Source organism: Micromonospora sp. B11E3, assembly GCF_039871625.1.
Classification (GTDB): domain Bacteria; phylum Actinomycetota; class Actinomycetes; order Mycobacteriales; family Micromonosporaceae; genus Micromonospora.
In genome coordinates, this window is record NZ_JBDPMC010000013.1 from 104,402 (window position 1) to 116,749 (window position 12,348).

Sequence of the window (12,348 nt, forward strand, 5' to 3'; positions counted from 1 at the left end):
GGAAGCTCCCAGCGTGAGTAAGGTGCACGATCCAGAGCTCCAGCGAGAGCTGATCGAGATCTTGAACCGGATCGACTTCGGCCACCGCTACTACGAGCGGTGCGCGAGCCTCCGCGAGCGATCCGGTTATCGCGAACACCGCGCCGACCGCGCGGAGATCGAGGCGTTGCTGGCGAAAACCGGCCTCGCTTTCAGGCACTCCGCGAGGGAGAAGTTCTTCCAACACACAGAGGCGTGGGCAAACTACGAGACCAACCTCAGGGTTTCGTTCCGCAACTCGGTGGCCGAGTTCATTCTGTATGTGTCGACCGATGACCTGGTCGCAGGGGGCCCGTACCCACGGCTCGCCCTCCAAGCGATTCAGGCTCGTGAGCCCGACTTCAACCCGACGCCCCTCGCGCCGAAGCTGCCGTTCTCCAACGCGGCGAAGCTCTGGGAGTGCGTAGGGTTCGGCGTGACACTTTTCAACGAGGTCCGAACCGAGTTCACCAAGCAATCCCGCGAGTAGCCGACGAAGGGCTTCGGCCCGGCTCGACCATCGAATTCGCCCCTGGCCAGCCGCTATCGCCGCTGGGCCGAGCCGTGCAGGTGGGCGAGGATGGCCTGGTTGGCCTGCCAGCCGTCCGGGAACTTGACCGGGACGTCCAGGTACACCGGCTCGGACGACGGGTGGGCGTCCAGCAACTCCGCGATTCCCGCGCGCGCCACCACGACGCACGCGTGCCGGTGCCGGGACGTCAGCACACACAGCCGCCCCGACTCCAGGTGGAACGCCGTCGCGTCCCGCCGCCCCGACAACGGGTGCAGCACGATCGTCACGTCGTACTCGCGGCCCTGGAGCCGGTTGGCGGTGTCCACCGTGACGCCCGCCGCGGCCTCGCCGAGCTGCGCGCGGATGGCCGCGACCTGGTCGCGGTGCGCGGCCCCGACGGCGATCCGGTCGGCCGTGACCGGCGCGCCCGCCGGCGCGTGCTCGGAGACCGCGACCCCTTCGCGCCGCAGCACCCGCAGCGCCAGCTCGGCGCACGCCGCCGTCGCCTCGGCGTCGGTGCGCAGCGTGTGCCGGGCCGGCAGCTCGTACAGCGCCCAGCCCGAGGACGCCGCCAGCTCCACCGCTGCGTCGACCCGGTCCCCCGGCCCGGGCTCGGTGAACGCCAGCGCCCGATCGGCCCCACCCGTGCCGGCGCGGAACCCGGTGAACGGGTAGAACGCCTGGGAGATCACCGGGGCCGCCGACGCGGGCAGCCGCCACGACACCGGCAGCCGGTGCACCGGCAGGTCGGGGTTGTGCCGCAGCAGCACCGCCACCGCCGACTGCATCGGGTCCCAGGTCAGGCCCGTCCAGCGCGCGGTCTCGACCGTGGAGAACGGGTCGAGCTGTCCCGGGTCACCCACGAACAGCGCCCGCTCGAACCTGCCGGCCACGCGCAGCAGGGCGTCCGACCGCATCTGGTACGCCTCGTCGACGATCGCCCACGGCCACGAGCCGTCGGTGACCGTGGCCCACTTGGCGGCCGTACCGATGATGACGGCCGAGTCGGCGAGGTCGGCGACCTTCGCGGCGACCCGGACCGTGTCGTGGCCGCTGACCCGGTCGGTCGCCCGGTAGTCGGCGGCGGAGAGCCGGCCGATGCGCAGCTCGGCGGCCTTGCGGGCCAGCCGGTCGATGAGGTCGTCGACCTGCTCGTTGGTCTGCGCGATGACGATCAGCGGTTCCCCTGCGGCGGCCAGCTCGACGGCGGCCCGGACGACCAGGGTCGACTTGCCGGCCCCGGGCGGCGAGTCGACGACCACGCCCCGGTGGTCACCGGAGCGCAGGTCGGCCAGCACGGCCGTGATGACGCGCTCCGCCTCGACGGCGGGCGGCACCTCCAGCCCAGCCAACATCGACCCCACCTTCCCAAGAGCGTCTCGAACCCCTAACGGCAACGAGGCCGCCAGCAGGGCCCTGACGTCTGGCGGCCTGTTGACGATCCCACAGGCCGGGAGAGCTCTCTCCGGCCGGCTCACCAGCAGCCGGCCTCTTCTGTCCGGGATCTGACAACCGAGGCCAGCGCAGCTTACCCAAAACGCACATATCTCGGCAGATAGCAGATGTGTTCAGGCTGCGGAGGGTGCCGAATTCATCGCACGCTGGCTATCGTGTCCGCGCCTCGAAGGGCATTCTCGTCACGACGAGCGGCTACGGACCCGCCTCGTACGAGTTCGCCTCAGGCAAGCCCCTGGAGCTGATCGACGGCTCCAACTTGCTCTACCTGCTCGCGGAACACGCGGGGGTGAAGGCCCGAATCGACCCGAGCGATCTGGACTGAGCGATGGCGAGCGAGGCCGGGCAGGCAAGAAACCGTCCGATCATGCACTTCACCCACATCGACAACGTGCCAATCATCCTCGCCGCCGGCCGCCTGCTCGCAGACACCACGGTCGGGGACAGGCTGGTTACCAACGTCGGTGCCCTCGACATCAAAGCAAGCCGACGGGCGAGGCGAGTTACCTGCCCACCGGGCGGCGTCGTAGCCGACTATGTGCCCTTCTACTTCGCCTCCCGCTCACCGATGATGTACCGAATCGCTTGTGAGCACAGGGACGGCAAGGTCGGGTGTTACGCGGGCGGGGACGATCCGCTCGTCTACCTCGTGAGTTCGGTGGAGCGGGTGCACACCGCTGGGGTGAGCTGGGTCGCAAGCGACGGCAACTGCGCAGCCAGCTTGACCAGGTTCTCACCGATTCTAGATGATCTGGCCGACCTGGTCGACTGGCCACTCCTCGACGAGCGCATCTGGAAGAACACACCGGAGGACCCGGACCGGGTCCGGCGGAGGATGGCCGAGTTCCTGGTCCACCTCGAGTTCCCGCTTCGCTGCTCGCCGGGTACGCCGTCCGGACGCCACAACGGCAGGAGCAGTTGACGCAGGTTCTCCGCGCTGCTGGCATCATCGACGCGTACGTTGGTGTCAGACCGGACTGGTACTACGGATACCAACGGGAGGAGGTGCGCAAGTGATCATCATCAGCCACGGCAACCTGCTGACCGCCGACGCTGAAGCCCTGGTCAACACGGTCAACACGGTAGGCGTGATGGGTAAAGGAATCGCTCTCCAGTTCAAGCGCGCCTATCCTGCGAACTACGCGGCCTACCGGGCGGCTTGCGCGGCGAAAGAAGTCAGACTGGGCGAAATGTTCGTCTTTGACTCCGCGCGCCTCGGCCCTCGCCGATATGTGATCAACTTTCCCACGAAGGGCCACTGGCGTGCTGCCTCCAAGCTGCGCGACATCGAGACCGGCCTCACCGACCTCGTCCGAGTGGTACGCGAGCGCGGAATTCCTTCGGTGGCAGTGCCTGCGCTTGGATGCGGCAACGGCGGGCTCGACTGGGAGCACATCCGCCCACTGATCGAGCGGGCCTTCGCCGAGTTGCCCGGCGTCCGGGTGCTGCTGTTTCCCCCCGAGGGCGCCCCCGAGCCGTCCGAAATGCCGGTCGGCAACCCGGCGCCCCCGCTGACACCTGGACGAGTCACCCTTCTACGTGCCATCGAGCGGTACCTTGAGCAATCCCGTGCGCTGGAGCCGCGAGACGGCATCACAACCCTGGAAATCCAGAAGATCGCCTATTTCCTGCAGGTGCTTGGCGAACCTCTGCACCTTTCCTTCAGCCGCGGAAGGTACGGCCCCTACGCGGAACGCCTGAATCACGTTCTCAACTGCCTGGAGGGGCATTACCTGGTCGGGTTCGGCGACCGTTCGTCCCGAGTCGAGGAGTTGCGCCCGATCCACCTGACAGAGGGCACGAGCGAGGCGGTCGCCAGATGGTTCGACTCCCCTGGCAGGTCACTCCCACCCGCTCTCCAACGCCTGGCCGCGTTGGTGCAGGGGTTCGAGGCTCCGTACAGCCTCGAACTACTCGCCACCGTGCACTACGCCGCTCAAGCACAACCGAAGACAAGCGATATCGACCAATTGATTGAGCGCGTCCAGGCCTGGAGCGGACGTAAGGCACGCCTCTTCACCCCGGCGCACATCATCACGGCTTGCGAGCGTTTGCAGTGCGCTGGTCTCCTGCCCAACCTGGCAACCGCATCGGCCTGACGAGGTCACCACTGTCACATCACGGCATGCCGGCCCGCGGCGGAGGCCACGGGCCGGCGCATCGTCACGTCCCGCCCGTCAGGGGCGCTCCCCCACCCGGTACGTGACCAGGTTCGGGTCCGCCCGCAGTTGCCGTTCCGTGAACTTGATCGTGTCCCAGCCCTTCCCCGAGTACAGCCGCGTCTGGTCCGCGTACCAGGGGGAGTTCGGGCTGGCCGACTGCGAGTACGTCAGGATCTGCCGCCCCGACGGCCCGTCGCGTCCCAGCTCGACGGCCATCACGAACGACGAGCCGTGCCGCACCTTCGGGTACCCGACGCCGGGCGCCAACAGGTCGATGATCATGTTGAACACGCCTGCCTCGGCGCGTCCGCCGTGGATCGGGATGCGCTCGGCGCCGCGCGGCTCGGTCTGGACGTCGCCGAGGCGGGCGTCCAGCGGGATGCCGGCCAGCCTGCGTACGGCGTCGGCGAGGGCGGTGCGCACCCGCGGGTCGTCGACGGCGAGCCGGCTGGGCGTGGTGACCGGGGCGGCGACGTCGAACCGGTCGGCGAAGCGCAGGCCGCCGGCCAGGGCGAACTCGGTGAACAGGTGCGCGCCCCGGCTGTCGAGGTCGACCCGCAGGTCCCAGCCGCGCAGCGCCTCGCACGCCTCCGCCAGGTCGACAATGCTGCCGTCGGAGGCGGTGCCGGTCGGCTGGGCCGTACACAGTCGCACCAGGTCGTCGCGGACCAGCTCGCCACCGTACGCCCGGTTGCCGAACGTGACGTCCCACAGCTTGCCGGTCGTGAAGCCGGTGCCGGGCAGGCCGTCGGTGCCGGCCAGACGCTGCTGCACCTGGCGCACGCCGAGCCGGGTGCGCAGGCTGCGCTCGGTCCGCTCGTCGCCGACGATGCGCGGGAAGCCTTCGAGCGGCTGCTCCGGGTTGGCCAGCCAGTAGCTGTCGTTGGAGTTCGTCGCGTAGTCGGCGCGGACCAGCGCCGGCAGGTGCGCCGGCCCGAGGATGCCGGGCACCGCGGCGTCGGGGTCGGCGCCCAGCTCGCACGCCGAGCGGGACCCGTCGAGGACGGCCTGGCCGCTGCTGGCGTACAGGGGCCGGAACGGCGCGGGGATGCAGGCGGCGGCCAGCTCGTCGGTGACCCGGGGCACCACCGAGTGATCCGCGTACAGGGCGGCGCCGCGGCTGTCGGCGGCTACTACGTTCACCCAGGGCAGGAACTGCCGCTGGTCCAGCACCTCCCGCAGCTCACCCACCGTCCGGGCCCTGGCCATCGCGAGCCAGCCGTCGAAGGCGCGGTTGTTCGCGGCGTTGGGGTCACTGATCGCGTACGCCGTGTCGGCGGTCCAGCCGAACGTGCCCGGCACCACGACGACGGGGCCGAAGTGGGTGTCGTAGAGGGTGCGGCTGACCGGCGTCGTGCCCGTACCGGACGCGTCGGGCACCTGCACGGTGACCGTGCGGGCGACCATCCTCCGGGGCTGACCGTCGTGGAGGTAGGCGGTCGGGTCGCCGGGGACCAGGGTCAGTTTGTGCCAGACGAAGCGGCGGGCGGTGGAGACGGTGTGGCTCCAGGCAAGCTTGCCGTTGTGGCCGATCTCGACCATCGGGTCGCCGACCAGGGCCGCGCCCTCGACGTCGTACCGGCCGGGGACCTTGAGGCGCATCCGGTAGAAGCGTTCGACGCCGTCCCAGGGGAAGTGCGGGTTGGCCAGCAGCATGCCGGCGCCGCTGGCGGTGGCGTCGCGGCCGAGGGCGTACGCGTTGCTGCCCACCCCGGCCGGCGCACCGTCGCGGGCGGCGACCACGGCGGCCGCCTCGGGAGCCGGCAGCGTACCGGTGATCTCGCCGGGCCGGTCGAGGGCCGCAGCCGGCGGCGCCGCGCCGACGATGCCGTCGGCGAGCGCGGCCGAGCTGGCCCGGACCATCCTGGCCCAGTGGGCCCGCCACACGTCCAGCTCGCTGATCGGCCGCACCCAGGGCCTGCCGGCGCACGCCGGGTCGGTCAGGTTCGCCGCCCCGGTACGCCGCAGGTAGGCGTTGTACCCGGCGGCGAAGCCGCGCACCTGGTCGCGGGCGTCGTCCGACGGCGAGTGGACCCCGTCGCGGGGCCCGGCGAGCAGCCGCTCGGCGACCCGCTGGTCGATGGCCTTCTGGTAGAAGATGTCGCTGCTCACGTTGCGGGCGGCGGCGCCCGTCGCCCCGAAGTACCGGGCGCGCTGGGCGTTGACGGTCACCATCATCTCGGCGATGAGGCAGATGTTGTCCTCCGCCTGGGCGTACCCGACGCCGAAGCCGAGGCTCGCGAAGTCGCGGGCAGTGATGTGCGGTACGCCGTACGAGGCGCGCTGGATCGTCGCCTCGTAGCCGATTCCGTGGCCGGGTCGCGCGGCGGCGGGGCCTGTGGCCGCGATCAGGCCGGCGGTGACGAGCAGACCGAGGGCGGTGGCGGCGGCGCCGAGCCGGCGCGGTGCCCGCCTCATCGGCCGTACCGGTGGGGGTGGTGGTGGGTCATCGGACGTCCTTCCACGTGCGTCGATCGTCCCTACTCGACGGACGCTAACAAGCAGCCCACGATGACGTGATCCGCGGCGTGCGCGCCCCAGCGCCTGGTCGCGGTCCCTCATCGGGCAAGCTGTAGCGATGCGGCCAGAAGTCGTCATAGCGGTGGTGTCCGCTGTTGTCTCGCTGGTAAGTGTCCTGTTGACGGCGGTAGCCACCCACCGCACGACCGTCACCGCCCACCGACTACAGCAGCAGAGCCACCAGCAGGCGAAGGTGGAACTCGCTGAGGAACTGTTCCGCCGATACCGCGAGCCGCTGCTGTGGTCCGCGCAGTCGCTCCAGTCGAGGATTTACAACGGGATCGGCCGCGGTTTCCTCCACCGCTACCTCCACTGTGGCGATCCGGAGGATGAGCGGTACGCACGGGACAACACCGTCTTCGTGTTGGCGGAGTACCTCGGCTGGCTGGAGATCATCCGGCGCGACCAGCGCTTCTGGGACCGGGAAGCCATCGTCGGCGCGGGCTCCCTGTTCAAAGCCATCGGCCAGACCCAACACGTGCTTGCCACCGAAGCATTCACTGGACCATTCCGGCTGTTCCGAGGCCAGCAACGTGCCCTCGGCGAACTCATGCTGACCCGCACCGAGTCGTCCGAGGTCAGCAGCCTGGAGGTGATGGGCTACGCCGCTTTCTGCGGCAGGTTGGACGACGACCCTCAGTTCGCGAAGTGGTTCGACCGGCTACGGACGGAGGTGGACACCATCGAGGCCGCCGGATACGACGGGAACACGCGGCTCGCCCGGCTTCAGGACAGCCTGCTCGACCTGATCAAGCTCCTCGATCCGGCTGGCGGTCCCCTGGCGGTCGCCCCAGAGGCGAGGCTCCCCGCAGAGCCGGGGCCGCTGCCCCAGTTACAGCCCTGATCGACCCGGCTCGAGATGAGGATCGGAGGCGTACGCCAGGGCGAGCCGACGGTGCTCGGGGTCGTCGGTGCGCTCAGCCAGTGCCCGCAACTCCGCCGATGCGGCGGCGGGGCGGCGCGCGCACCAGGCACGCATGAGGGCGGCGGCTGTCTCCGTCGGGCTGCCGGTGGCGGTGGCGACGACCACCTCCGCGGTCTCGTCCAGCAGTTGGTCGACGGTCGGCACGGCCACGCCCTGCTCACGCAGGTGCCCGGCGAGCAGGCCGACGCCCAGGGCCGTCAGTGCGACGAGGTTGCCGTCCTTCTCGACCGCGCCGAGCCTGGTCAGCTGGTCGAGCAGGCGGTCGGTGTCGTTGTCGGCGAGCCGGCGCCAGCCCCGCTCCTGCTCCCCCGTGCCGGGCTCGAACCCCAGCCCGCCGCCGGCCACCCGGTAGGCGAGCTGCCGCAACTCGTCGACCGGCATCGGCTCCGGCGCGATGAGCAGCGCCATCAGCACGGCGAACGCGGCATCGTCGAACCGCCACCGCAGGACCGACTCGGCCCACCCGTCGCCGCAGACCGCCTTGCCGAGCTCGAACAGCCCGGTGAGGGCCCGACGGGCCAGCGCGAGCGGGTCCGCCAGATCCTTCGCCGCACCCTTGACCGGCACCAGCCGGCCCTTCACCACGCGTACGACGCGGGCCGCCCGGGCCCAGGCGACCAGCACCGTGAGCACGTACAGCTCGTCGCTGCTGCGGGTCTTGAAGACCCGGTCCCCGATCACGGGATCGAGGACGTCGCCGGTGTCGAGCAACGCGACGAGTTCCCGCGCGTCGGCCAGCCGCAGCCTGCCCGTCGTGGTCAGCGCCCGCCCGTCACCGAGCCACCGCACCAACTCCCGCAGCCGGCGTACGACCACCGACCCGGCGGCCAGCTTGCGAAGCGCCTCGTCGTCGGGCACGGCCACCAGCGGTAGCGGCGGGTGCCGGTCGGAATCCTCGGCGATCAGGTGGTTGGCCATCACCTGATTCAGCAGGCCCTCGTCGACGGCGACGCGGCCCGCGTGCAGGTCGGCGATGAACCGCTCGGCGGCCACCTGGTCGGTCGGGTCGACGCCCTCGTCGAGCATCCGCATGGCCCAGAACTTCGCGAGCCCGTACCGGCTCTGGTCGGCCATCGCGTCCTCGAACGGGGTGGCGACCTTGTCCAGGAGGCCATGCAGCAGCTGCCGGTCGGCGCAGTGCCGGTCGGCGAGGTCCTGCTCGAAGAGGAAGTCGACGAACGCGCCCACGGTCGGCACGACCGCGGCCCACTCGTTGGACGGCAACGTCACCTTGCGGGGAAACCAGTCGAGCAGCGCCTCTTCCAGGTCCTCGGGCTGCCACCGCCCGAGGAGCCCGTCGCCGTCCGACCAGCGGTGCTCGAGCAGCTCCGCCACGACGAACAGGTCGACCGGCCGGCGGTGCTTGCGGGCCCACCGGTCGAACCTGCGCAGCAGCCGCTCACGGGCTGAATAGAAGAGGTCGTCCGGTGCCGAGGTGTAGACCATCCGCATGACGGCCGACACTACCGGCACGGGGATGAGCGGCGCGGCCCGGCCGCTTGCTCGGCCCGGCTCCCGCTGCACCTGTCGGCGCGCTGTGGAGCTGCCCCGTTTGTGCTATCGCTGATCGGGGCCCTGATCCGGTCCGGGGTCAGCGGGCCGCGCAGGACGTTCCCGCTGGGTTGGTGGTCATCGCCACGGGATCCGCTCCGGCAGGTAGATGCGCTCGGCGAGCACCCCGGCGACGAGCAGCCGCAGCCGCGAACCGGCCAGCATCGGCGGCGGCCCGCAGACGTACACGTCCTGGTCGGGGCGTAGATGGTCGAGGGCCACGGTGAGCGCGTCGCCCCGCTCCCCCGGCTCGGCGCGACGATCGCGGGAGAACGCCGGCACGATCGTCAGCCAGTCGTAGGCTTGCTGGAGCTTGTCGAGGGTGGTCGCGTCGTACAACTCGGCGACCGTGCGGGCCCCGACGACCAGGGTCACCCGCCGGCCGTCCGGTGCGGCGGCGACCTGCTCGACCAGGGCGCGCAGCGGCGCCAGCCCGGTGCCGCCAGCCACCAGCAGCAGGTCCCGCGCGCCGCCCAGGCTCAGGCCGGTATCCGCCGGTGGGCCGAGGTGGAGCGGCTCGCCGGAGCGTACATGATGGACGAGGCTGGTGGAGACGGCGCCGGCGGGGACCGCGCGGACGTGCAGCTCAAGCGTGCCGTCCGGGCGCGGCGCATTCGCCGGGGAGTACCAGCGCCACCGGCCGGGGTGGCGCGGCGTGCAGACCGGGATGGCCTGGCCGGGGCGGTGCGGCAGGGGCCGCGACGGCCGTACGGTGAGGATGGCGACGCCGTCGCACGGGCGGTCGTGCTCGACCACCTCGGCCGGCTGTCGGGCCTGTGCCGCCAGCGCCCCGGTCAGGTAGTCGGCGGCCCGCCGGTGCTGCGCCTCCGACCAGCCGAGATTCGGGATCTCGGCCGCCTCGGTGGGCGCGCTCGTGAGCGACCGCGCGAGGTGCGCCTTCAGCCGGTCCCAGTCCACCCCGATCAGGTACGGCGACAGCTCCGCGTCCGCCGCGACGAGGCTCAGCCAGCGGGCGGCTGCCTCGCGTATCTCCGCCTTGTTCATGGGCTTCCCTGAGGTGTAAGGAAGGGCCCTCTCGGTAGGACGGGCCCGTGTTGACGGGTGGAGCGGCGCCGGGGCGGGCGGGGACGGTCGACGTCGTTCGGGTCGACGCGACCGGAGCCCAGCACCCGCCCCGGGCCATGCGCCCACTCTCGGCGTGGCTCAGGGAGGCTGGTATGCCGAGGCGATCGTGACCGCCATGCGCGGTCCGTATACGGGTGGTGACGCCGCTCAGATGGAGGCGGGCTGCCGGATCAGGCGGTGGGCGTGCCACTGACGGGCGGCGTCGAGGAGCGGCCCGCGGTGGGGCGCCGGGGCGGAACGCTGCATCCGGTTCCAGAGGCGGACCAGGGCGTCGGCGAACGCGGTGACGGCCTCGCCGTCGGCTTCGGCGAACGCGGGGATTCGGGAAGCCCACCGCTCGGCGGCGGCGGGGCTGTGGCCGGCGCGGATGAGCCGTACCAGTAGAAACGCCGTGTCGATCCAGGCAGCGCCCCGGCAGGGGGCGGACCAGTCGACGAGCCGGATCCGGTCGCCGAGCAGGAAGTTCCGGGGCGTCATGTCGGTGTGCAGCAGGGTGTCCCCGCCGACCACCTCGGGGGCGATGAGCCCGCGCCAGCGAGTGGTGAACGGCTGCACCTCGACGGGCGGGCAGGGCGTCAGCTCGCGGGCAAGGCTGGTGAGCAGGTCCGCGACCGGGGCGAGGTCCGGGGAGCCCGGTTCCAGGCGGGGATGGCGGCCGGGCGCGTGCTCGAAGCCGCTTAGGAGCCACCCGTCGCGCTCGACGGTCCAGCGAAGCCGGGGCACGGCGTCGGGCAGCAACGGGTTGATGCAGGCTTCCTTACGGTAGAGCCAGCCGCTCGGGCCATCGGCCAGTCCGCCCTTGCAGAAGACCGTTCCGGCGGCGGTGTGGAGGGTGGCGGCGAACTCGCAGGATGCGCCGTCGGGCAGCGACTCGGCCTGGCGGATCTCGCCGATGTGCCGCTCGATTTCGCCTCGTAGTGCAAGGGGGAGGTCGTCCCAGTGGTGGCGGTGCGGCATGGTTGAGCCTTCCCGGGCGGCGGTCCCGGACAGCGTATGCCTGGGACCGCCGCCTGAGCTTCACTTGGTCGGGCTGTCGTGGCAGCCGGCGTGGCACTGGCTGCAGTCCGCCGTCCCAACCCAGAGGGGACGGTCGAGGGAGAAGCCGGCGGCGGTGATCGCGGCGACCGTCCGGGCGATCGGGGCGCCGAGCGGTTCCGGCTCCGCGCGGCCGGTCTCGTCCGACGGCGGGTCGGGCTGGTGATGGATGAACCGGCCGGCGATCCGCTGGCAGAAGTCGGCGTACTCGCGGGTGTGCAGGATGAGCGTGTGCCAGCCGATGTCGACCAGCTCGGAGGGGCCAAGCGGTTCGGTGGCGGTCGCGCAGACGGCGAGGAAGGCGAGCGCCTGGTCCATGATCCTGGCCGGCAGCTCGGCGGCCAGTACGGGATGGTCACGGGCGATGCGGGCGGTCAGCTGGGCGAACAGCTCGTCGGAGACGAGCGCCCGGCCGGTGCTGGCCTGGTCGATGGTGAGCATCCTGCTCCTTCCGTCAGCGGGCCTCCTTGTGTGGCCTTGCATCGAGCCTGCGGACGGTGGCCTCGACCCGACATGACGGCGCGAGGATCGTCGATATGCGCGGCACGCATACCGGGAGCCCTTGGAACGGTTTGAATGGATAGGCTCTACGGAGCGCAATCGACACAGCCACCCGCGAGCGGCGAGGTTGCCGGTGACACCTGCGAACTGTCCCCGATGCGGCGGACGCCTGGCGCGCGACAACGACAGTGGACGCTGCGCGCCCTGCCAGGCCGCCGAGCGCGACCGGCTGAGCAGCCCGCCTGCGGTGCCGGCGAGCTTCTGGGAGCACGAGCCGGTACGGCGGGCGCTCGCGGAGCGGCACCTCGGGCGGGTGATCCGCGCGTACCGGCACCACCCGTACCACGGGCGGCAGCCGTTGCCGCAGACGGTGGTGGCGGGGTGGCTGGGGATCACGCAGGCGCAGTTGAGCCGGGTGGAGAACGGGCCGCCTCTGGTGCACCTGGACCGGCTTAGAGGTCGCGCAGATAGGTCAAGATCATGGGCGTCGGGTGGGACGGTTGTCCCAGCGGTAGAGGGTCCATGCCTGCCGGATCAGGCTACGTAGAGTGATGATCGCGTCGGCGAGGTCGAAGAACGCG

The 12,348-nt window shown here is 71.1% G+C and carries 11 protein-coding genes and 1 pseudogene; 5 read left to right on the forward strand and 7 right to left on the reverse strand.

The window, feature by feature from the left end; all coding sequences use genetic code 11:
- The first annotated feature begins 13 nt into the window (after window positions 1-13).
- Window positions 14-508: a hypothetical protein gene (locus ABGB16_RS10205; RefSeq protein ID WP_347667739.1), complete on the forward strand. Its 495-nt coding sequence runs from the start codon at window positions 14-16 to the stop codon at window positions 506-508.
- 53 nt (window positions 509-561) lie between these two features.
- Here ABGB16_RS10205 and ABGB16_RS10210 read toward each other — a convergent pair whose 3' ends face one another.
- Complete coding sequence (locus ABGB16_RS10210; protein WP_347667740.1) at window positions 562-1,887, reverse strand: AAA family ATPase; 1,326 nt, start codon at window positions 1,885-1,887, stop codon at window positions 562-564.
- Between the two features lie 227 nt (window positions 1,888-2,114).
- Here ABGB16_RS10210 and ABGB16_RS10215 point away from each other — a divergent pair, with 227 nt between their 5' ends.
- From ABGB16_RS10215 to ABGB16_RS10225, 3 genes are all read left to right on the forward strand, one after another.
- Window positions 2,115-2,312, forward strand: coding sequence for a restriction endonuclease (locus ABGB16_RS10215; RefSeq protein ID WP_347667741.1), 198 nt, complete (start codon window positions 2,115-2,117; stop codon window positions 2,310-2,312).
- A 42-nt stretch (window positions 2,313-2,354) separates the two neighbouring features.
- Window positions 2,355-2,909 (forward strand): DUF4433 domain-containing protein, encoded by a 555-nt coding sequence (locus ABGB16_RS10220; RefSeq protein ID WP_347667742.1) that lies wholly within the window; start codon window positions 2,355-2,357, stop codon window positions 2,907-2,909.
- Between the two features lie 91 nt (window positions 2,910-3,000).
- The gene (locus ABGB16_RS10225; RefSeq protein WP_347667743.1) at window positions 3,001-4,086 is read left to right on the forward strand and encodes a macro domain-containing protein; all 1,086 of its coding nucleotides are present in this window, start codon (window positions 3,001-3,003) and stop codon (window positions 4,084-4,086) included.
- Window positions 4,087-4,164: 78 nt separating this feature from the next.
- Here the strand turns inward: ABGB16_RS10225 and ABGB16_RS10230 are convergent, their stop codons facing one another.
- Window positions 4,165-6,567 (reverse strand): acylase, encoded by a 2,403-nt coding sequence (locus ABGB16_RS10230; protein ID WP_347667744.1) that lies wholly within the window; start codon window positions 6,565-6,567, stop codon window positions 4,165-4,167.
- Between the two features lie 160 nt (window positions 6,568-6,727).
- Between ABGB16_RS10230 and ABGB16_RS10235 the strand changes: the two genes are divergently transcribed.
- A complete protein-coding gene (locus ABGB16_RS10235) occupies window positions 6,728-7,513 on the forward strand; it encodes a hypothetical protein (RefSeq protein ID WP_347667745.1) in 786 nt (261 codons plus the stop codon).
- Here the strand turns inward: ABGB16_RS10235 and ABGB16_RS10240 are convergent.
- The 5 genes and pseudogenes from ABGB16_RS10240 to ABGB16_RS10260 all read right to left on the reverse strand — a co-directional run.
- Window positions 7,502-9,046, reverse strand: a complete 1,545-nt coding sequence (locus ABGB16_RS10240; protein WP_347667746.1) for a hypothetical protein — start codon at window positions 9,044-9,046, stop codon at window positions 7,502-7,504. The two genes, ABGB16_RS10235 and ABGB16_RS10240, sit on opposite strands and share 12 nt — an antisense overlap.
- Before the next feature lie 177 nt (window positions 9,047-9,223).
- The gene (locus ABGB16_RS10245; protein WP_347667747.1) at window positions 9,224-10,150 is read right to left on the reverse strand and encodes an FAD-binding oxidoreductase; all 927 of its coding nucleotides are present in this window, start codon (window positions 10,148-10,150) and stop codon (window positions 9,224-9,226) included.
- Window positions 10,151-10,378: 228 nt separating this feature from the next.
- Window positions 10,379-11,188 carry a hypothetical protein gene (locus ABGB16_RS10250; RefSeq protein ID WP_347667748.1) on the reverse strand — a complete coding sequence of 270 codons (810 nt, stop codon included), beginning with the start codon at window positions 11,186-11,188 and terminating at the stop codon, window positions 10,379-10,381.
- A 60-nt stretch (window positions 11,189-11,248) separates the two neighbouring features.
- Window positions 11,249-11,707, reverse strand: coding sequence for a hypothetical protein (locus ABGB16_RS10255; RefSeq protein WP_347667749.1), 459 nt, complete (start codon window positions 11,705-11,707; stop codon window positions 11,249-11,251).
- Window positions 11,708-12,245: 538 nt separating this feature from the next.
- A pseudogene (locus ABGB16_RS10260) lies at window positions 12,246-12,348 on the reverse strand (IS5/IS1182 family transposase); the annotation flags it as partial.